This window comes from Achromobacter sp. D7-1 (genome assembly GCF_059760445.1).
On record NZ_JCBAMT010000060.1, the window covers coordinates 25,646 to 45,073 of the forward strand.

Annotated in this window: 16 protein-coding genes; 13 read left to right on the forward strand and 3 right to left on the reverse strand. The window is 67.5% G+C overall.

Features of this window, described 5'->3' with window-relative positions:
• The first annotated feature begins 125 nt into the window (after positions 1-125).
• The 3 genes from AC6LKD_RS22610 to AC6LKD_RS22620 all read left to right on the forward strand — a co-directional run bounded on the left by AC6LKD_RS22610 (position 126) and on the right by AC6LKD_RS22620 (position 2,796).
• Positions 126-815, forward strand: a complete 690-nt coding sequence (locus tag AC6LKD_RS22610; RefSeq protein ID WP_498117515.1) for a heavy metal response regulator transcription factor — start codon at positions 126-128, stop codon at positions 813-815.
• Positions 815-2,164, forward strand: coding sequence for a heavy metal sensor histidine kinase (locus AC6LKD_RS22615; RefSeq protein ID WP_498117516.1), 1,350 nt, complete (start codon positions 815-817; stop codon positions 2,162-2,164). Before AC6LKD_RS22610 ends, AC6LKD_RS22615 begins: the two co-directional genes overlap by 1 nt.
• Before the next feature lie 158 nt (positions 2,165-2,322).
• Positions 2,323-2,796 carry a DUF4148 domain-containing protein gene (locus AC6LKD_RS22620; RefSeq protein ID WP_498117517.1) on the forward strand — a complete coding sequence of 158 codons (474 nt, stop codon included), beginning with the start codon at positions 2,323-2,325 and terminating at the stop codon, positions 2,794-2,796.
• 48 nt (positions 2,797-2,844) lie between these two features.
• On the opposite strand, the gene AC6LKD_RS22625 is transcribed toward AC6LKD_RS22620, so the two are convergent.
• Together AC6LKD_RS22625 and AC6LKD_RS22630 are read right to left on the reverse strand one after the other, a co-directional pair.
• Complete coding sequence (locus AC6LKD_RS22625) at positions 2,845-4,350, reverse strand: tripartite tricarboxylate transporter permease (RefSeq protein ID WP_013395303.1); 1,506 nt, start codon at positions 4,348-4,350, stop codon at positions 2,845-2,847.
• 183 nt (positions 4,351-4,533) lie between these two features.
• On the reverse strand, positions 4,534-5,505 hold the full coding sequence (locus tag AC6LKD_RS22630) for a Bug family tripartite tricarboxylate transporter substrate binding protein (RefSeq protein ID WP_332013614.1): 972 nt from the start codon (positions 5,503-5,505) through the stop codon (positions 4,534-4,536).
• Positions 5,506-5,635: 130 nt separating this feature from the next.
• Between AC6LKD_RS22630 and AC6LKD_RS22635 the strand changes: the two genes are divergently transcribed.
• The 7 genes from AC6LKD_RS22635 to AC6LKD_RS22665 all read left to right on the forward strand — a co-directional run bounded on the left by AC6LKD_RS22635 (position 5,636) and on the right by AC6LKD_RS22665 (position 15,003).
• Complete coding sequence (locus AC6LKD_RS22635) at positions 5,636-6,580, forward strand: LysR family transcriptional regulator (RefSeq protein ID WP_013395305.1); 945 nt, start codon at positions 5,636-5,638, stop codon at positions 6,578-6,580.
• Between the two features lie 132 nt (positions 6,581-6,712).
• Positions 6,713-8,788 carry a hydantoinase/oxoprolinase family protein gene (locus tag AC6LKD_RS22640; protein WP_498117519.1) on the forward strand — a complete coding sequence of 692 codons (2,076 nt, stop codon included), beginning with the start codon at positions 6,713-6,715 and terminating at the stop codon, positions 8,786-8,788.
• A 9-nt stretch (positions 8,789-8,797) separates the two neighbouring features.
• Positions 8,798-10,534, forward strand: coding sequence for a hydantoinase B/oxoprolinase family protein (locus AC6LKD_RS22645; RefSeq protein WP_498117520.1), 1,737 nt, complete (start codon positions 8,798-8,800; stop codon positions 10,532-10,534).
• Positions 10,531-12,216 carry a thiamine pyrophosphate-dependent enzyme gene (locus AC6LKD_RS22650; protein ID WP_498117521.1) on the forward strand — a complete coding sequence of 562 codons (1,686 nt, stop codon included), beginning with the start codon at positions 10,531-10,533 and terminating at the stop codon, positions 12,214-12,216. Before AC6LKD_RS22645 ends, AC6LKD_RS22650 begins: the two co-directional genes overlap by 4 nt.
• Positions 12,213-12,515 carry a (2Fe-2S)-binding protein gene (locus AC6LKD_RS22655; RefSeq protein WP_498117522.1) on the forward strand — a complete coding sequence of 101 codons (303 nt, stop codon included), beginning with the start codon at positions 12,213-12,215 and terminating at the stop codon, positions 12,513-12,515. Before AC6LKD_RS22650 ends, AC6LKD_RS22655 begins: the two co-directional genes overlap by 4 nt.
• Positions 12,506-13,888 carry an FAD-dependent oxidoreductase gene (locus AC6LKD_RS22660; protein ID WP_498117523.1) on the forward strand — a complete coding sequence of 461 codons (1,383 nt, stop codon included), beginning with the start codon at positions 12,506-12,508 and terminating at the stop codon, positions 13,886-13,888. The genes AC6LKD_RS22655 and AC6LKD_RS22660 overlap by 10 nt, the downstream gene beginning before the upstream one ends.
• Entirely contained in the window at positions 13,885-15,003 is a 1,119-nt protein-coding gene (locus tag AC6LKD_RS22665; protein ID WP_498117524.1) for an NAD(P)/FAD-dependent oxidoreductase, read from the forward strand. The genes AC6LKD_RS22660 and AC6LKD_RS22665 overlap by 4 nt, the downstream gene beginning before the upstream one ends.
• A gap of 42 nt (positions 15,004-15,045) precedes the next feature.
• Here AC6LKD_RS22665 and AC6LKD_RS22670 read toward each other — a convergent pair whose 3' ends face one another.
• Positions 15,046-15,807 carry an IclR family transcriptional regulator gene (locus tag AC6LKD_RS22670; RefSeq protein WP_498117526.1) on the reverse strand — a complete coding sequence of 254 codons (762 nt, stop codon included), beginning with the start codon at positions 15,805-15,807 and terminating at the stop codon, positions 15,046-15,048.
• A 176-nt stretch (positions 15,808-15,983) separates the two neighbouring features.
• Between AC6LKD_RS22670 and AC6LKD_RS22675 the strand changes: the two genes are divergently transcribed.
• Genes AC6LKD_RS22675 through AC6LKD_RS22685 form a run of 3 tightly spaced genes read left to right on the forward strand, consistent with a single transcriptional unit; the run spans position 15,984 to position 19,410 of the window.
• On the forward strand, positions 15,984-17,327 hold the full coding sequence (locus AC6LKD_RS22675; protein WP_492276679.1) for an NAD(P)/FAD-dependent oxidoreductase: 1,344 nt from the start codon (positions 15,984-15,986) through the stop codon (positions 17,325-17,327).
• A 47-nt stretch (positions 17,328-17,374) separates the two neighbouring features.
• Positions 17,375-18,397 carry a membrane dipeptidase gene (locus AC6LKD_RS22680; protein ID WP_498117528.1) on the forward strand — a complete coding sequence of 341 codons (1,023 nt, stop codon included), beginning with the start codon at positions 17,375-17,377 and terminating at the stop codon, positions 18,395-18,397.
• 17 nt (positions 18,398-18,414) lie between these two features.
• Positions 18,415-19,410, forward strand: a complete 996-nt coding sequence (locus AC6LKD_RS22685) for a tripartite tricarboxylate transporter substrate binding protein (RefSeq protein WP_498117529.1) — start codon at positions 18,415-18,417, stop codon at positions 19,408-19,410.
• Positions 19,411-19,428: the final 18 nt, after the last annotated feature.

Sequence of the window (19,428 nt, forward strand, 5' to 3'; positions counted from 1 at the left end):
CGTGCCTGCCGGCGCTGCGCAGGGCGGCTGGGCCGCCCTGTTTGCGTTTCTTTCCCCGCCACGATTCCGCCTAGAATAGGACGCAGGATCCGAGGACTTCCGCGCACTCTTTTTATTCCGCTGATATGAAAGTACTCGTAATCGAAGACGAAAAAAAACTCGCCGAGTACTTGCGGCGAGCGCTGACTGAACACAATTACGTGGTCGACGTGGCCCTGGACGGCGTCACTGGCCTTCATCTGGTCCGTGAAAGCCAATACGACCTGGTCCTGCTGGACGTGATGCTGCCGGCCATGGACGGCTTTTCCGTGCTGGCCGAGATCCGCAAGAGCAGCCGCGTCCCCGTCCTGATGCTGACCGCGCGCGACAAGCTCGAAGACCGGGTCAAGGGCCTGCGCGACGGCGCCGACGACTACCTGGCCAAGCCTTTCGCCTTGTCGGAGCTGCTGGCCCGCGTGCTGGCGCTGGGCCGGCGCAGCGGCCACGGCCAGACCGAAACCATCGGCCAGAACGTGCTGCGCATCGACGGGCTGGAGCTGGACCTGCTGCGCCGACGCGCCAGCCGCGACGGCGTGCGGCTGGACCTGACCGCCAAGGAATTCACCTTGCTGGCGCTGCTGATGCGCAAGCAGGGAGAAGTCCTGTCGCGGCTGGAGCTGGCCGAACAGGTGTGGGACATCAACTTCAACAGCAACACCAACGTGGTCGAGGTCGCGATCCGCCGCCTGCGCGGCAAGGTCGACGAACCCTTCGACAAGAAGCTGTTGCATACCGTGCGCGGCATGGGCTACGTGCTGGAACCGCGGAGCGACTGATGTCCGGGCAGCGCCCCAAATCGCTGCATCGCTGGCTGTCGCGCTGGCTGGCGATCCAGACCTTCATCGCACTTGGCCTGGTCTGCGTCGCGGTCTATTACGCGACCAACCTGAACCTGGCCAGCCGCCAGGAAGCCCTGCTGCAACAGAAGGTCGAAGTCGTGCGACACCTGGTCGAGGAAAACGCCGCCAGCCAGGACTCGACCCGCCTGCGCCACAAGCTGAGCGACTTCTTCTATGGCCGTCCGGATTTCTCGCTGGTGCTGGAAATTGACGGCGAAAAGGTTTACTACGGCAGCCCTATCGCCGGCGACAACGATTTCCACCATGAGCGGCGCATCGCCTTCACGCTGCCCTATCCCGGCGCGCCCGGCGACGCCATGAACGCGGAACTGGTGCTGGACATATCCAGCGACATCCTGCTGCGCAAGGCGCTGGCTTGGACCCTGTTTGCCTGCGCCCTGGCGGGCGCCATCGTCGTGGCGGCGGTGGGCACGCTGCTGGTGCGCCGCGGGCTGGCGCCGCTGGACGCGCTGGGCAAGCAGGCGGCGCAGCTGTCTCCGGACCGCATCGGCGAACGGCTCGACGAAAGCGGCCAGCCCTGCGAGATCCGGCCGCTGGTGCGCCAGTTCAACGCCGTGCTCCAACGGCTTGAGCGCGCCTACGTGCAGATGGAAGGATTCAACGCCGACGTCGCCCACGAGATGCGCACGCCGCTGGCGACCCTGATCGGCGAGACCGAGCTGGCGCTGAGCACGCGCCCATCGCCGCAAGCGCTGCTGGAAACGCTGGGCTCCAATCTGGAGGAACTGCAACGCCTCTCCAGCATCGTCAACGACATGCTGTTCCTGTCGCAAGCCGACCGCGGCGCGCAGGCCCGAGGCAGCTGGCAGGACAGCCTGTCCGCCATCGTCCAGGAGGTCACGCAGTATCACGAGGCCGAAGCCCTGGACGCCGGAGTCGATATCGCCGTGGTGGGCGATGCGCCGGCCCAGGTCGACCGGACGCTATTTCAGCGCGCCGTGTCCAACCTGGTCTCGAACGCCGTGCGCTATGCCGCCCCGGGCAGCGTGATCGAAGTCGAGATCGCGCGCGGCGCCCCCGAAGAAATCCTGATATCCGTGCGCAACCAGGGTGAGCCGATACCGGAAGAGCATCTGCCGCGGCTTTTCTACCGCTTCTACCGCAGCGACACCTCGCGCGAGTTCGACGCCAACCACCATGGGCTGGGGCTGGCCATCGTCGCCGCCATCGCCCGCATGCACGGCGGCCGCAGCTACGCCAGATCGGCGAACCGGACCACGACCATAGGCTTCAGCATCGTGGCGGCGGACATTACAGAAAGCTAATCCGCCTGTCCGGATTCTGTCCGCGCCCGCTCCCTAGAATTTCTCCATGCCGCTTGAAGACCGGCCGCTACAGCGGCTTTCAAGGGCGCCGGCCTCAGGGAGGCCATCTGCCTCCCCTGGATTGTTGAGATTGCCGGACCACGTTCCATGGAGAAATTATGAATCGTCTGACCCTGTTGATCCTTGCCATTTCCGTTGCCGCTGCGGCCCCGGCTGTCCAGGCCGAGCCGAAGACCCGCGAACAGGTCAGGCTCGAGCTCGAGCAGGCGAAGAACGCCGGCCAGGTCACGTACGGCGAGCTGGACTATCCGCCCGCCATCGCGCCCGCCCAAACCGGCAAGACCAGCGCCCAAGTCGCCGACGAGCTGCAACGCGCCAAGGCCGCCGGCCTGGTCACCTACGGCGAGCTGGACTACCCGCCGTCCCGGCCCGCCACCACATCCAAGACGCGCGCGGAAGTCCGCGCCGACCTGAACCTGTGGAAGCGCTCGGGCATGGCGGACCTCTATCGCGGGTCACAAGGGCCTGACGTGTTCAGTCTGAAGTACCGCCAGCGCTATGCGGAGTATGTCAGGATGCGTACGGGCGCGGAGTATCGGCAGCAGTTGGAGATCGAGAACGGCAGGCAGTAAGTGCTGCCCGAAGCGCGATTCGGCATAAGTTCAGGAGCGTCCGCCTCCTCAGTCCTCTTCGACGAACGCCTCCTCGCGCTTCTTGCGGATGTTCGGCAAGGCAACCAGCACCACCAGCACTAGCGCCGCGCCCAGCAGGGATGCGGACAGCGGCCGCTCCACGAAAGTCGTGAAATCGCCGCGCGACAGCAGCAGGGCGCGGCGGAAGTTTTCTTCCATCATGGGGCCGAGCACCAGGCCAAGCAGCAAGGGTGCGCCCTCGCAGCGCAGCTTGCTCCAGATGTAGCCGACGACGCCGAAGAAGGCCGTCATGTACAGATCGAAGGTGTTGTAGTTGAGCGAGTAGACCCCGATCGTGCAGAACACCAGGATCGCGGGGAACAGGACGCGATAGGGAACCTTGAGCAGCTTGACCCAGAGCCCGACCAGCGGCAGGTTGAGTATCACCAGCATCAGGTTGCCGATCCACATCGACGCGATCAGGCCCCAGAACAGCTCGGGATGGCTGGTCATTACCTGGGGGCCGGGCTGGATGTTGTGGATGGTCATCGCGCCCACCATCAACGCCATTACCGCATTGCCCGGAATGCCCAGCGTCAGCAGCGGGATGAAGGACGCCTGCGCGCCCGCGTTATTGGCCGATTCCGGCCCGGCCAGTCCGGCCGGGTGGCCTTTGCCGAAACGCCCGGGTTCCTTGGACAGCTTCTTTTCCAGCGTGTAGGAAGCAAAGGCCGACAGCACCGAGCCGCCCCCGGGCAGGATGCCCAACATCGATCCCACCGCCGTGCCGCGCACGATCGCAGGCGCCGCCTCGCGGATCTCCTGCCGGTTGGGATACAGCGAGCCTACCTTGTCCGTGATCTCGACCCGCTTGTCCTTCAGTTCCAGGTTGTTCATGATCTCGGCAAAGCCGAACACGCCCATCGCCACGATCGCGAAATTGATGCCGTCCTGCAGTTCAGGAATGCCGAAGTCGTAGCGGGCCACGCCGGAATTGACGTCGGTGCCGACCAGGCCGAGCAGCAGGCCCAGCAGGATCATGCAGATCGCCTTGACCAGCGAACCGGAGGCCAGCACCACCGCCCCCACCAGGCCCAGCGTCATCAGCGAGAAGTACTCGGCCGGCCCGAACTTGAACGCGACCTCGGCCAGCGGCGGCGCGAATGCCGCGATCAGCATGGTGGCCACCGATCCCGCAAAGAAAGAGCCGATGGCGGCGAGCGACAGCGCGGCGCCGCCGCGACCGTTGCGGGCCATCTGGTGGCCGTCGAGAACCGTGACGACGGCTGACGTCTCGCCTGGCAGGTTGACCAGTATGGCGGTGGTCGAGCCGCCGTACTGCGTACCGTAATAGATGCCAGCCAGCATGATCAGCCCCGCGACGGGCGGCAGCACATAAGTGATCGGCAGCAGCATCGCAATGGTGGGCACGGGTCCCAGGCCGGGCAGCACCCCCACCAGCGTGCCCAGCACGCATCCCAACAGCGCATACAGCAGGTTTTCCGGCGTAAACGCCACGGAGAACCCCAGCATGAGGTTATCGACAAGTTCCATCCCCGCTCCTTGGAGTTTTTATCGTGATACGAAAATAGATCGTAGTACGATATAAAACACCAAGAAACCCGGGTTTTTACGGACTGGGGAAGCGCAGCTGAAGAATGGCGGGCGCGCTGCCAATTTGCGCAACCCGCTCGCTACGGTGCAGTGCCGGGGCCATGCCGCTGACGCGGCAAGGCTTCACATCGGCTTGAGATCGACCTCTTTGGCGATCTTGCCAAAGGTTTCCAGGTCGCTCTTCACGCGGGCGGTGGTTTCAGCCGGCGTGGACACGCGCGGGATCATTGCCAGGTCCAGCAGGCGCTGCTTCATTTCCGGCTTGGCGAACTCGCGCGCCAGGGCCTGCTGGATCTTGTCGACAATCTCGTCCGGCGTGCCCTTGGGCGCGGCCAGGCCGAACCAGGCGACCGCGGAGAATCCCGGCAGGCCGGCCTCGGGCGCGGTGGGCACGTCGGGCAGGGCCGCCACGCGTTCCGGGTTGGTGACGAACAAGGGCCGCACCTTGCCGGCCTTGATGAAGGGCGTCTGCACGCCGGTGTTGTCGAGCACCGCGTCGATGTGGCCGCCCAGCAGATCGTTCATGGCCGGACTGCTGCCCTTGTAGGGCACGATGTTGACCTGCATGCCGGCGGCGCGGGCGAACATGAGCTGGGTCAGATGCTGCTGCGTGCCCAGGCCGGCGTTGCCGAAGGTGATCTTGTTGGGATTCTTGCGGCCGTAGTCGATGAATTCCTGCAGGTTCTTGGCAGGGAATTCATTGTTCGTGACCACCACGAAAGGCAGGTCGACCAGCACCGTGATCTGCTTGAAGTCTTCCAGCGGCTTGTAGCGCAGCTTGTAGACATAAGGATTGACGGCCATGGTGCCGCTGGCGGTCAACGCCAGCGTGTAGCCGTCCGGCTCGGCGCGCGAGACGAACTCGGTACCCAGCACGCCGCCCGCGCCCGGCTTGGCCTCGACAATGGCCGGCTTGCCCAGTTCGGCCTGCAAGGCCTGCGCCGCGAAGCGCGCCAGCATGTCGGCCGACCCGCCGGTCGCGTACGGCAGGACGATCGTGATCGGCTTGCTGGGATAGGCGTCCGCGGCCATCGCGGGCGCGGCGATCCCGGCCGCCAGACAGGCAGCGGCCAGAGTTTTCAGATGCTTGACCATCAATGATTTCCCCTCGTGGTGTAACGACTGCGCTTGCACCCGGGGAAGATTAAGCGGTCCCGTGTTATATGGCTAATCAACAATTAAAATAGATCTCTATCACCAACGTTGATAATCACCCGGGACCGCCATGCTGACCTCGATGGACCTGAACCTGCTGCGCATCTTCGACGCGGTCATGACCGAACGCAACGTCACGCGCGCGGCCTCCGCCCTGCATATGACGCAGCCCGCGGTCAGCAATGCCATCAACCGGCTGCGGCTGACCTTGAAGGATCCGCTGTTCGTGAAGATCCAGGGCGGCGTACTGCCCACGCAGCGCGCCGAACTCCTGTGGCCCCCGATCCGCGACGCGCTGGCCCGCATTGCCGACACGCTGGAACGCAACGACTTCGATCCGGCGCGCTCCGAGGCCGTGTTCCGCATGGCCATGTCCGACTACGTGGCGGACCAGGTCATCCGCCCGCTGTTCGTGGAACAGCAGACAGTGGCGCCCAACGTCCGCATCCACCTGCATCCCTACTCGCTGGACAACGCCGGCGTGCTGCTGGAAAAAGGCGAAGTCGACATGGCGGCGGGCGTGTATTCGAACTTCGGCTCGTCCCTGCGCACCCTGCCGCTGGAAACGCTGACCTACGTCTGCGCCATGCGCAAGGGCCACCCGCTGCTGGCGCAGCCGCGCTTCACCCTGGACAACTTCCTGCGCGCGCGCCACCTGATGGTGAGCCTGTTGGGCACCCCGACCCTGATCGACCACGAACTCGCGCCCCACGGCTACAAGCGCAACGTGGTGCTCACCATCAACCAGTTCGCGCTGGCCCCGCGCCTGCTGGCCGAGACTGACCTGATCTGCGTGGTACCCCTGAACACCGTGCGCAACAGTCCCTATAGTCATTTGCTGGAAGCGGTGGAAGCGCCCTTCCCCTTCGCGCCGCGCACCGTCAACCTGATCTGGCACGAACGTTCGGACAATATCCCCGCGCATCGCTGGCTGCGCGAAGAGATCCTCAAGGTCTGCCAGGCGCAAGGGATGGTGTTCGATCAGGCGCAGCCGGCTGAGTCTCATCCGTATTGACGTACTGACAAATCATTCACCACAGTGATAATCACTGATACCAATCTTTGATTGGACCGAATGATGGTGCGTCAATAGCATTCTGGTCATCCCACTCCCGGCGCCTTGCGCGCCAGCATCCTGGAGACCAGCGTGACCCAGACCGCATCCGCCCCGGGCGCCCGCCGTTTTCGCGTCGGCTTCGACGTAGGCGGCACGTTCACCGATTTCACCCTGCTTGCCGAGCACACCGGTGAACTGCACTACTACAAGGTGCCTTCGACACCGCATGATCCGTCCGAGGCCATCCAGACCGGCCTGGCCCACCTGATACGCGAACACGAGATCGCCGGTTCCGAACTGGCGCACGTGGGCCACGGCACCACGGTGGCCACCAACATGGTCATCGAGCGCAGGGGCTCGCGCTGCGCGCTGGTCACCACGCGCGGCTTTCGCGACGTGCTGGAGATCGGCCGCCAGACGCGTCCTCACCTGTACGACTACAACGTCACCAAGCCGCAGCCGCTGGCGCCGCGCGAGTGGCGGTTCGAAGTGACCGAACGCATCGGCGCCGACGGTGTGGTGCTGCAGGCGCTGGATGAGGACGAGGTGGCGGCGGTGGCGCGCGCACTGGCCGCGGCCCGCGTCGAATCGGTCGCCATCTGCTTCATGCACAGCTACCGCAATGATGCGCACGAGCGCCGCACCCGCGACATCCTGGCCGAACACCTGCCGGGCGTCTACCTGAGCGTGTCCAGCGAGATCCTGCCGGAATTCCGCGAGTACGAGCGCATGTCGACCACCGCGCTCAATGCCTACGTCGGCCCGCGCATGGCCGGCTACATGCGCAACCTGGTGAGCTCCGTGCGCGCCATGGGCGTGGCGGCCGAGCCGACCACGGTGCACTCCAACGGCGGCCTGATGTCGGTGGAATCGGTGCTGACGGCCCCCGTGCGCACCTGCGTGTCGGGTCCCGCCGCCGGCGTGATCGGCGCGACCGAACTGGGCCGCGTGGCGGGCCTGCCCAATCTGATCACCTTCGACGTGGGCGGCACCAGCACCGACGTGTCGCTGGTGGCCGAGCTGCGGCCGTTGTTCACCTCCAGCCGCCTGGTGGCCGACTATCCGGTCAAGACCCAGATGGTGGATGTGCACGTCATCGGCGCGGGCGGCGGCAGCATCGCGCGCATCGACGACGCGGGCGCGCTCAAGGTCGGCCCGCAGAGCGCGGGCGCGGTGCCGGGCCCCATCGCCTACAACCGCGGCGGCGAAGTCGTGACCATCACCGACGCCCACGTGGTGCTGGGCCGCCTGAATCCGGTTGCGCTGCTGGAAGGCCGCATGGCCGTCCACGCGCGCCAGGCGCGCGAAGCGCTGGAAGCGCAGATCGCCCGCCCGCTGGGACTGAGCATCGAAGAGGCCGCCTACGGCATCCTGCGCATCGCCAACTCCAACATGGCGCGTGCGGTGCGCGCGGTCTCCACCGAACGCGGGCATGACATCCGCAAGTTCGCCTTGTGCGCGTTTGGCGGCGCGGGCGGCCTGCATGCCGCCGAACTGGCGCGCGACTGCGGCATCGGCACCCTGCTGATCCCGCAGGAGCCCGGCACCATGTGCGCACGCGGCATCCTGCTGTCCGACATTTCCATGGACTTCGTGCAGACCTTGATGGCCTACGCCACCGCCGACGGCTGGACGGTGGTCCGCCAGGCGCTGGCAGCCCTGGCCGGCAAGGCCCGGGCCTGGCTGTCCAGCGAAGGCGTGAACGACTCGGAGCAGCGCCTGTCCGCCGTGATCGACGCGCGCTACCAGGGCCAGAACTTCGAAATCGCCGTACCGCTGGACGGCATGCAACTGATGCCGCTGGACGAGTTCGTCGCGGCATTCAGCGCTGCGCACGTGCGCGAGTACGGCTATGACGCCGCCGGCCGTCCGGTGGAGATCGTCAATTGCCGGGTGCGCGCCACCGGCCTGGTGCCGCGCGCGCCGCTGGCCCGCGTGCCGGGCGGCGCCACCGTGGACGGCGCCCTAAAGGAGCGCCGCAACGTGTATTTCGAGGGAGCGGGCTGGGTCGACACGCCCATCCTGCGCCGCGCCCTGCTGCCGGTGGATGTGCCGGTGGACGGACCGGCCGTGATCGAGGAAATGAGCTCGACCACCGTCGTGCTGCCGGGCCAGCAGGCGCGCGCCGACGAATACGGCAACCTCATCGTCAACCTCAATTCCTAAGGCGCTGCCATGACCAAGCAATCGACTTCCGCCGCCGGCACCGACACCTTCGATCCCATAGAAATGGAGGTCTTCAGCAACCGCCTGCTGTCCATTACCGAGGAGATGGGCAACACGCTGATCCGTTCGTCCTTTTCCACCAACATCAAGGAGCGCAAGGATTGCTCCGTGGCGCTGTTCGACGCCGCCGGCCGCCTGGTGGCGCAGGCGGCCCACGTGCCGGTGCACCTGGGATCGCTGTCCGGCGGCATAGACGCCGTGCTGCGGCGCTACGGCGCGGCCGGCGTGCGGCCGGGCGACGCCTTCCTGTGCAACGACGCCTATCTGGCGGGCGGCACGCATGCGCCCGACATCACCGTCATCACGCCCATCTTCCACGAAGGCGCGCTGCGCTTCTTCGCGGCCAACATCGGCCACCATACCGACGTGGGCGGCGCCGTTCCGGGCTCCACCTCGCACCATCTGAAGACGGTGTGGGAGGAAGGCATCCGCCTGCCCGCCATGCGCATCGTGCGCGAGGGCGAGCTGGACATGGACCTGCTGGAGATGATCGCGCACAACACGCGCGAACCGGACAACCGCATGCACGACATCCGCGCCCAGATCGCCACCAACGACAAGGGCGCTAGGCTGATGCTGGAACTGGTGCAGCAGTCCGGCCTGCAGACCGTGCTGTCCGCCATCGACAGCATCATGCTGTACACGGAACGGCGCCTGCGCAACCGCATCGCGCAACTGCCCGCCGGCACTTATACCTTCACCGAGCGCATGGACGACGACGGCATGGGTGGCGACCCGGTCACCATCCAGGCCAACGTGCAGGCGCGCGAAGGCCAGCTGCACGTGGATTTCACCGGCACCAGCAAGCAGGCGCGCGGCGCCTTCAACCTGCCCGCCAGCGCCTTGAACGCCAGCGTCTACTTCGCCGTGAAGGCCATGCTCGACCCGGAGCTCATGCCCAACAACGGCCTGTTCCAGCCCATCACCATCACCGCCCCCGAGGGCACCATCACCAATCCGCGCTTTCCGGCGGCGGTGGGCGCGCGCGTCACGACCGCGCAGCGCGTGGCCGGCACCGTCATCGGCGCGTTGGGCCAGCTGCTGCCGCCCGACCGCGCCATGGCCTCGTGCAACGACGTCATGCCTTCCATGCTGTTCTCCGTACCCATGCAGGACGGCAAGGGCACCTTCGTCTACCTGGAGACGTTGGGCGGCGGCGCGGGCGGACGGGCGCAGGGCGACGGCATGGACGGCATCCAGGTGCACGTGACCAATACCTCCAACCTGCCTGCCGAAGCGCTGGAGATCGAATATCCGCTGCTGGTCGAGGAGTACGCGCTGGTCAACGATAGCGGCGGTGCGGGCCGCCATCGCGGCGGCATGGGCATCGCGCGCCAGATCCGCTCCCTGCACGACCAGTTGATCTGCACCATACGCTGCGACGCCGCGCTGTTCGGCGCCGCCGGTTTGAACGGCGGCCTGACCGGCGGCACGTCCCGCGTCGTGCAGAATCCAGGCCGCGCGGACGAGCAACGCCTGCCCAACAAAATCGCCAGCCATCCCCTTGCCAGCGGCCAGTCCGTGCGCCTGGAGACGCCCGGAGGCGGCGGCTACGGCCTGCCCGCCGAACGCGGCGCCGCCGCCATCCGCAACGACGTGCTGGGCGGCAAGGTCAGCCGGGCCGCGGCCGAGCGCGACTACGGCGCGGAGCGCGTGGCGCGCGCGCTGCAAGGAGACGCGGCATGAGCACGCCCGCCCCCGGGCCGCGCAGCGGCGGTGAATTGCTGGTCGCGCAGTTGCAGGCCTATGGCGTCGAGCGCGTCTTCATGGTGCCGGGCGAGAGCTTCCTGCCCTGCATCGACGCGCTCTACGCCAGGCGCGACACGATCGAAGCCGTGGTCTGCCGCCAGGAAGGCGGCGCCGCCTACATGGCGGAGGCGCACGGCAAGCTGACCGGCCAGCCCGGCATCTGCTTCGTTTCCCGCGGTCCGGGCGCGACCAACGCCGCGATCGGCGTGCACACGGCAAGGGAAGACTCCACGCCCATGATCCTGTTCATCGGCCAGGTCGGCAGCGATACCGTCGACCGCCAGTGCTTCCAGGAAGTGGACTACCGCGCCATGTACGCGCCGCTGGCGAAATGGGTCGCGCAGATCGAACGGGCCGACCGCATCCCCGAGTACCTGGCGCGCGCCTGGGCGATCGCCACCGGCGGACGCCCGGGGCCAGTGGTCCTCTCCCTGCCCGAAGACATGCTGTCCAGTCTCGCCGACACGGCATTGGCTGCCCCGGCGGCGGCGCCCTGCTCCCGCCCCGCCGACGCGGACATGCTGCGCCTGCGCGATTTGCTGGAAGCCGCCGAACGGCCCTTGCTGCTGCTGGGCGGCTCGCGCTGGCCGGCCGCCGCGCGCGCCGCCGTGCGCGACTTCGCGCTGCGTTTCGATCTGCCCGTGGCCACCGCCTGGCGCCGCCTGGAGCTGTTCGACAACGATCATCCCAATTTCGTGGGTCAGGTCAGCGCCAGCATGCCTGCGCACCAGAAGCGCGCCGTCATGGACAGCGACCTGGTCATCGCGCTGGGCACCCGCCTGTGCGAGCCGACCACCATCAACTACGAATGGCTGGCCTCGCCCACGCCGCGCCAAACCCTGGTGCACATCCACCCCGACGCCAATGAGATCGGTCGGCTGTGCACGCCGGCGCTGGGCATGGTCGCCAGCGTCGAAGGCTTCGCCCAGGCCGCCGCCGGACTGGCGCCGACGCCGGGATGGCAGCCACGCTGCCGCGGCTCTGTAGCAGCGGCCCCGGCCCCTGCGCTAGCGCCCACACCCGGCCCGCTGGACCTGAATGCGGCAGCGCGCCACGTCGCCGCCACCTTGCCCCGGCGCTCCTGCGTCACCGTGGGCGCGGGCAACTATGCGCTCTACGCGCACCGGCATATCGCCTTCAAGGGACCGGGCAGCCAGCTTGCGCCCGCTGTCGGCGCCATGGGCTATGGCCTGCCTGCAGCCATTGCGGCCAAGCTGCGCGACCGCGATGCCGCGGTGGTCTGCTTTGCCGGGGATGGCTGTTTCCAGATGACCATGCAAGAACTGGGCACCGCCGTCCAATATCGGCTGGGCATCGTGGTGCTGGTCTTCAACAACGGCCTGTTCGGCACCATCCGCTTGCATCAGGAGCGCGCTTACCCCGGCCGCGCGCTGGCGACGGAACTGGTCAACCCGGATTTCGCGCGGCTGGCGCAAAGCTACGGCGGCTACGGCGCCGCGGTCGAGCGCACGGAGGATTTCGCGCCTGCCTATGACGCCGCGCTGGCATACGCCCAAGAGCACCGCATGCCAGCCGTCGTGGAATTGCGCTACGACGCCGACATCATCCTGCCGGACCGCACGCTGTCGCAGTTGCGCCGTACGGAGACCGTTGCATGAAACCGCTGCTGCACCGCGTGTCCGCGCCCGACTCTGCGCCGCTGCGCCTGAGCTGGAACGGCCTGCCTTTGCAAGCCCATCAGGGCGACACCGTGCTGACGGCGCTGCTACTGGCCGCGCAGCAACTGCGCGTCACCCTGGGCGAAGGCGCGCCGCGCGCCGGCTTCTGCCTGATGGGCGCCTGCCAGGATTGCTGGGTGCAGACGGCGGACGGCACGCGTCTGCGCGCCTGTTCCACCGCGGTCGAAGACGGTATGGAGCTGGTCAGCGCCCAGCCAGGAGAACTCGCATGCCGATGAATCCTCCAGGCGCCGATGACATGCCGCGCATGGTGGTGGTGGGCGCCGGCCCCGCGGGCGTGCGCGCCGCGCAGACGCTGCTGCGCCACGGCGTGCGTCCGGTGATCGTGGACGAAGCCGCCTTGCCCGGCGGCCAGATCTATCGCCAGGGCGCAGCCCCGCGCGGCACGGCGCGCCAGCGCTATGGCTTCGAGTGGAAACGCGCGCAAGCCATCCACGCGGCGGGCGCGGACCTGGCCGCCCGCGCCGACTACCGCGCCGCCACCGCGGTGTGGAACGCCACGCCGGGCAGCCTGGACCTGGTCCGCGACGGCGAACTGGAAACCCTGGGCTACACCCGCCTGCTGCTCGCCACCGGCGCCACCGACCGCGTGCTGCCCTTCCCGGGCTGGACCCTGCCCGGCGTCTACTCGCTAGGCGGCGCGCAGATCGCGCTGAAAAGCCAGGGCTGCCTGTTCGGACCGCGCATCGTGTTCGCCGGCACCGGCCCCCTGCTCTATCTGGTCGCCTACCAATATGCGCGCGCCGGCGGCCAGGTGCAGGCCGTGCTGGACTGCGCGCCGCTGGGCGGCCAGGTCCGCGCCGCGCCGGCCCTGCTGAGCCAGCCCGGCATGCTGGCCAAGGGCCTGTACTACCTGGGATGGCTGCGCGCCCACGGCGTGGCCGTGCACCATGGCGCGCGGCTGGACGCAGCGCAGGGCGCAGGCCGCATCGAAAGCGTGCTCGCGACCCTCGACGGCAAGCCGCAAGCCATCGCTTGCGATGCGCTGGCGGTCGGCCATGGGCTGCGCGCCGAAACGCAGCTGGCCGACCTGCTGGATTGCGTCTTCGACTTCGACGCGTCGCAACGCGCCTGGCTGCCGCGCCGCGATGCCGATGGCCGCAGTTCGACCACCGGGGTCTACCTGGCCGGCGACGGCGCGGGCATAGGCGGCGCCGTCCTGGCCGAGCTCGCGGGCGAACGCGCCGCGCTCGCCATGCTGGCGGACAGCGGCATCGCCGTCAGCGCTGCCAGAATGCAGTGGCTGGCCCGCCGCCAAGCTCGCTGGGCGCGGTTCCGGCGCGGCCTGGACCAGGCCTTTCCCTTGCCTGGCGCAAACTGCGACGACTCGGTCATGGTTTGCCGCTGCGAGGAAGTGCGCGCCGGCGCGCTGCGCGCGGCGGCCGGGCAATACGCCATCGACGACCTCAACCGACTGAAGGCGCTGACACGCATCGGCATGGGCCTGTGCCAGGGACGCATGTGCCAGGCGGGCGCGGCCGAACTGCTGGCCGACTGCCGCGGACTGGCCTTGGCGGACATTGGCCGCCTGCGCGGCCAGGCGCCGGTCAAGCCCCTGAACCTGGCCATGCTCGGCAAGGCGCAACCATGAACCCGCTGCATACGGAAGTCGCCATCATCGGCGCGGGCCTGGTGGGCGCCAGTGCCGCCCTGGCGCTGCGCCGCATGGGCGTCGCCACCGCGCTGATCGACGGCGGCGCGAGCGGCGCACGCGCCAGCGGCGTCAACTTCGGCGGCGTGCGCCGACAAGGACGCTCGATCGAACAACTTTATCTGGCGCAACGCGCGCACGGCATCTGGTCGCGCCTGCCCGAACTCATCGGCACCGACGCGGAATACGTGCGCAGCGGCCACCTGAAACTGGCACGCACCGAATCCGACCTGGAAAAGCTTTGCGCCTACCGCGACAAGGTCAGCGACTTCGACCTGGGCCTGGAGATCATCGAGGCCGCCGAGCTGCGCCGCCGTTTTCCCGCGCTAAGTCCGGACCTCGCCGGCGGCTCGCTGTGCCCGCAAGATGGCCAGGCCAATCCGCGCCTCGTGGCGCCCGCCTTCGCCCATGCCGCCGCCCGCGCCGGCGCCCAACTGCTCGAACACTGCGCCATCACCCATGCGGATACCCAGGGCAACGGCTTCCTGCTGACCGCCGCCGACGGCCGGCGCATACGCGCCGCCACGGTCATCAATGCGGCGGGCGCCTGGGGCGCGGCGGTGGCCCGGTGGTTCGACGACGACATGCCCTTGCAGGTCAAGTATCCGACCATGCTGGTCACCGAGCCGCTCACGCCCCAGATCGGCGTGTCGCTGGGCGTGGAAGGCGGCGGCTTCTATGCCCGGCAGGTCGCGCGCGGCAACGTCGTCATGGGCGGCGGTTACGGCAGCGCGCTGCCAGGAGACCGCAGCCGGCCTGGCCGCGCCGCGCTCGCCGAACTTGGACGCGCCGCACCGACCGTACTGCCCGCCCTGGCTTGCGCCAGCGTGATCCGTTGCTGGTCCGGCATCGAAGGCTACTTCGCCGACAAGAACCCGGTGATCGGATTCAGCCCCCGGGTGCCGCGGCTGCTGCATGCCTTCGGCTTCTCGGGTGGAGGTTTTCAAATCGCACCGGCGGTGGGCGAGGCCATCGCCGAAATGGCGACGGAGCGCGGCGGCTTGATGATGGCTGAAAAGTTCTCTGCCAGCCGCTGGGGTGCTGTCCAGGCGTGACCATTGCGGGCGCCAGGCCGCGGCTTGCGCGGCCAGCCCGCATCAATTGCGCTTGCTGATCGCCCGTGCCGCCCTGATCACCAGCGGCCCCAATTCCTCCCGCGCGCGCTCCAACGACCAGCGCGGCTTGGGCACGGATATGTTGAGCGCGCCCAGGGGATTGCCCTGGTCGTCATGGATGACCGCGGCCACATTCAGGTCCCCGGTGTAGAACTCTTCGTCGGCATAGGCATACTGGTCGCGCCTGGCCTCTTCGATCAAGGCGCGCAGCTTGCCGATATCGGTGGTGGTGCGCGGCGTGTGCTTGACGCACGTGATGCCGCGCAACTTCAGCTCGAGTTCGTCCGGCGGCAACAAGGCCCATAGCGCGCGCCCCGAGGCAGTCGCCACGCACGGTATCTGCGTGCCTACCGGCAGGTACTCGGGAATGTGCCTGGCTGGCGCCACGCGCATCACGAACACCATGTTGTCGCCATCGGGCACGGCAAGGTTGACGATCTCTCCGCACTCCTGGTTGACCTGGTGCAGCACCGCATGCGCATGCTGGAACAAGGGCTGCCGGTAAAGATAGCTGTAGCCCAGACCCACGGCCTTGACGGTCATGCTGTAGCGCTTGCTCCGCGGATCCTTGGCCAGGTAGCCGGTTTTCTCCAGCGTGTAGGCCACGCGCTGCGCCGAGCCGATAGTGATGCCGTTCTCGCGGGCCATCTCCTGCAAGCTCAAGGAGGCGTGGCCGCGGAAGGACTCCAGCACGGCCAGCCCTTTTTCCAGCGACTGGATCATCAAGGCGGAAGGTTCAGACATTCGGGTTCCGTGTGTATGGCTGGGAGGGAATTTTGTCCGCAAAAACCGGGAAAGCAAGCTGGCCTAGGGAAACCCTTACGTTGTGGCCTGGCCCCGCGAGCAGTATAAGAACACCCAGATTTATCGATATACGCATATTGTTATCGAATAGCGATAATTAAACAAATTGGGGTTTCATGCAAGCGTATCCATCCCATGACCCGGCGCTGGCCAACGCCAGGCCACAGGCCGCGAACGGCAGTTCAGACGCAGCCTCGGACACGGCGCTGCCTGCCGCTGTCGACGTGGCCATCGTCGGCGGCGGCATCATCGGCATCAGCACTGCCTACGCCCTCGCGCGCGCCGGGCTGCGGGTCGCCGTGTTCGAAAAAGGCACGCTGGCCTGCGAGCAATCGTCGCGCAACTGGGGCTGGGTGCGCACACTGGGACGAGACCTGCCTGAAGTGCCCCTGGCCCAGCGCGCGAACCAGCTGTGGCAGGAGATCCAGGCCACGGTGGACGTGGGCTTCCGCCGCAGCGGCATGTTCTACCTGCAGGAAAACGACGCGGACGCGGCGGGCCACCAGGCCTGGATCGACGGCGCGCGCGCGCATGGCGTGGATGCCCGCCTGCTGGATAACCGCATGCTGCGGAAAATGCTGTCGTCGACCGGACGCGCCTGGACGGGCGCCATGTACAGCCCCACGGACGGCGTCGCCGAACCGCAGTTGGCAACGCGCGGCATAGCCTCACTGGCCCGCGCAGCGGGCGCGCACATCCTGGAAGGCTGCGCCGTGCGCGGCGTGGAACGCAGCGCTGGCCGCGTATCCGCCTTGCTTACCGAGCGCGGCCGCGTCGCAACCCAGGCGGTACTGGTCGCAGCCGGCGCCTGGTCGCGGCTGTTCTGCGGCAACCTGGGCGCCGACTTCCCGCAATTGAAGGTCCGCGGATCCGTGCTGCGCACGACCCCGCTGGACACGGGCCCGTTGGCCGCCATCAATGGCAAGGATTTCACCTGCCGCAAGCGCGCCGACGGCGGATACTCGGTATCGCAGTTCGGCGCATCGATGGCGGACGTGGTGCCCGACACCTTCCGCCTGATGCCTCATTTCTTCAGCGCGTGGCGCGCCAACAGCAGCTTCGTGCGGCTGCGCTTCGGCAAGCGTTTCTTCGAGGAACTGAAGATCCCGCGCCATTTCCCGGCTGATCGCGTATCGCCCTTCGAACGGCATCGCGTGCTGGATCCGTCGCCGTCCAGGCGCGGCGTCGAGCAGGCGTGGCGCAGGCTGGTCCAGGCCTTTCCCGCCTTCCGCGCGGCGCGCATCGCGCAGTCCTGGGCCGGCTACATCGACGTCACGCCGGACGCGATGCCCGTCATGGATGCGGTGCCCGGGCTGCCCGGGCTCTACCTGGCTTCCGGCTTCTCGGGCCACGGCTTCGGCATCGGCCCGGCGGTTGGCGAAGCCATGGCGCAACTGATCCAGGGCCAGACGCCGGCCATCGATCTGCACCCATTCCGCTACGGCCGCTACGGCACATGACGGCGGCAAGCCTCCGAACACTCATACAACCACAGGGGAATTCTTTCATGGATAGCCACAGCGTCGACCTGCATCGCCGCGCCACCGTCGTCGACGGCCTGGTCTTCTTCAGCGACGGCAGCACCCGCGACATGCTGACCGGCGGCGTCAGCGCCATCAACGTCACGATCAGCGAGATGGGTGCGGACTTCGAGCAGGCGCTGCGCGACTGCATGGCCTGGCGCCAGCGCTGCGCGGCGCCGGACTCGCCCTGGCTATTGGTGGAAAAGGCCGATGACATCGCCCGCGCCAAGCAGGCCGGCAAGCTGGGGCTCATCATGGGCTGGCAGAACGGCAAACCGCTGGGCGACCAGATCGACCGCGTCGCCCTGTTCCATGAATTAGGCATGCGCGTCATCCAGCTGACCTATAACGAAGCCAATCTGCTGGGCGACGGCTGCCTGGAAAAACGCAACGCCGGCCTCAGCGACCTGGGCGTGAAGATGGTCCAAGAGATGAACCGGGTCGGCATCGCCATCGACCTCAGCCACTGCGCGCCGCAGACCTGCCTGGATGCCGCCCATCACAGCAGCAAGCCCGTGCTGCTGACCCATGCCAACGCCAACGCCGTCATCACGCGTCCGCGCAACAAGTCGGACGAGGTCATCAAGGCGGTCGCCGCGACCGGTGGCGTGGTCGGCTGCAGCATCCACGCCTACCTGAGCTGGCGCGGGGATCCACGCCAGCAACCCTTGCTGTCGGACTTCGTCGCCAACGTGAAGTACATCGGCGAACTGGTCGGCTACGAGCATGTGGGCATCGGCACCGACTTCCCGTCGGTCGACACCTATGAGGCCGTGCGCCACGTAATGGTGATGTCGCGCACCAAGTACGCCAAATCGGGCGGCGACTTCTCCGATGCCTTTGGCGACGTCATGGAAGCGCGCTATCCCGTGGAAACGCCGACGCCGGCGCAATTCCCCGCGTTCACCCACGCGCTGCACCAGACCGGGCTGACCGACAGCCAGATCCTGGGCGTGCTGGGCGGAAACTTCCAGCGCGCATTCGCGCAAGCATGGGCCGCCGCCTGAATCGAATGGAGATCACCATGACCCTGCGCCTGCACCGCTACTTCACCGCCGCGCTGGCTTGCGCGGCCCGCGCCTTGCCGCTCGCGGGCGCCGCCATCACGGCGCCCGCTGCCGCTGCCGCCCCCTATCCCGCCCAGCCTGTCCACATCATCGTGCCCTACCAGGCGGGCGGTTCCACCGACATCGTGATCCGCAAGTTCGCCGAACTCGCCGCGCCCGAGCTGGGTCAGGCCATCGTCATCGAGAACCGCGGCGGAGCCGGCGCGACCATGGGCGCGCGCGCCATCAAGGCTGCTCGTCCCGATGGCTACACGCTGGCCGTCCTGCCCAGCCCGGTCTATCGCATGCCCCACATCCAGGACATGGGCTACGACCCTACGCGCGACTTCACCTACGTCATGATGCTCAGCGGCTACACGCTGGGCGTGGCGGTGCCCGCCGCCTCGCCGTACAAGACCTGGGCCGACTTCATCAGCTACGCCAAACAGCACCCGAATGAAGTCACCTATGGCACGGCCAGCGTCGGCAGCGCCTCCAACGTGATGATGGAAGACATTGCCGGCCGCAACGGCGTGACATGGCGCCATATCCCCTACAAGGGCGAATCCGAGGTGCTGACCGCGGTGATCGGGGGCCAGGTCACGGCGTACGCCGGCTCGACCACCGTGCAGCCCATGGTGCAGTCCGGCAAGATGCGCATGCTGGTCACCTGGGGCGAACAGCGCAGCGCCCAGTATCCCGACACGCCCACCCTGCACGAAGTGGACGGCACGCCGCCGGCCAACGCGCCATTCGGCATCGCCGGCCCCCAGGGCATGCCGCCCGCCGTCGTTTCCAGGTTGCATGCCGTCTTCAAGCAGGTGGCCGAATCCGATGCCTTCAAACAGATCCTGACCCAGTACGGGCAGGAGCTGGTCTACATGGACGGCAAGGACTATGCCGCCTATGCCGCCCAGCAGTACGCCCTAGAAGCGGAGATCGTCCGCAAGCTGGGGCTGGCCGCCAACAAGTAAGGCGCCACGGCCCGGCTG

Bases quoted from the DNA above. Each gene is read 5' to 3' on its own strand.
- AC6LKD_RS22610 (WP_498117515.1), top strand. From the start codon at position 126: ATGAAAGTACTCGTAATCGAAGACGAAAAAAAACTCGCCGAGTACTTG.
- AC6LKD_RS22615 (WP_498117516.1), top strand. From the start codon at position 815: ATGTCCGGGCAGCGCCCCAAATCGCTGCATCGCTGGCTGTCGCGCTGG.
- AC6LKD_RS22620 (WP_498117517.1), top strand. From the start codon at position 2,323: ATGAATCGTCTGACCCTGTTGATCCTTGCCATTTCCGTTGCCGCTGCG.
- AC6LKD_RS22625 (WP_013395303.1), bottom strand. From the start codon at position 4,350: ATGGAACTTGTCGATAACCTCATGCTGGGGTTCTCCGTGGCGTTTACG.
- AC6LKD_RS22630 (WP_332013614.1), bottom strand. From the start codon at position 5,505: ATGGTCAAGCATCTGAAAACTCTGGCCGCTGCCTGTCTGGCGGCCGGG.
- AC6LKD_RS22635 (WP_013395305.1), top strand. From the start codon at position 5,636: ATGCTGACCTCGATGGACCTGAACCTGCTGCGCATCTTCGACGCGGTC.
- AC6LKD_RS22645 (WP_498117520.1), top strand. From the start codon at position 8,798: ATGACCAAGCAATCGACTTCCGCCGCCGGCACCGACACCTTCGATCCC.
- AC6LKD_RS22650 (WP_498117521.1), top strand. From the start codon at position 10,531: ATGAGCACGCCCGCCCCCGGGCCGCGCAGCGGCGGTGAATTGCTGGTC.
- AC6LKD_RS22655 (WP_498117522.1), top strand. From the start codon at position 12,213: ATGAAACCGCTGCTGCACCGCGTGTCCGCGCCCGACTCTGCGCCGCTG.
- AC6LKD_RS22660 (WP_498117523.1), top strand. From the start codon at position 12,506: ATGCCGATGAATCCTCCAGGCGCCGATGACATGCCGCGCATGGTGGTG.
- AC6LKD_RS22665 (WP_498117524.1), top strand. From the start codon at position 13,885: ATGAACCCGCTGCATACGGAAGTCGCCATCATCGGCGCGGGCCTGGTG.
- AC6LKD_RS22670 (WP_498117526.1), bottom strand. From the start codon at position 15,807: ATGTCTGAACCTTCCGCCTTGATGATCCAGTCGCTGGAAAAAGGGCTG.
- AC6LKD_RS22675 (WP_492276679.1), top strand. From the start codon at position 15,984: ATGCAAGCGTATCCATCCCATGACCCGGCGCTGGCCAACGCCAGGCCA.
- AC6LKD_RS22680 (WP_498117528.1), top strand. From the start codon at position 17,375: ATGGATAGCCACAGCGTCGACCTGCATCGCCGCGCCACCGTCGTCGAC.
- AC6LKD_RS22685 (WP_498117529.1), top strand. From the start codon at position 18,415: ATGACCCTGCGCCTGCACCGCTACTTCACCGCCGCGCTGGCTTGCGCG.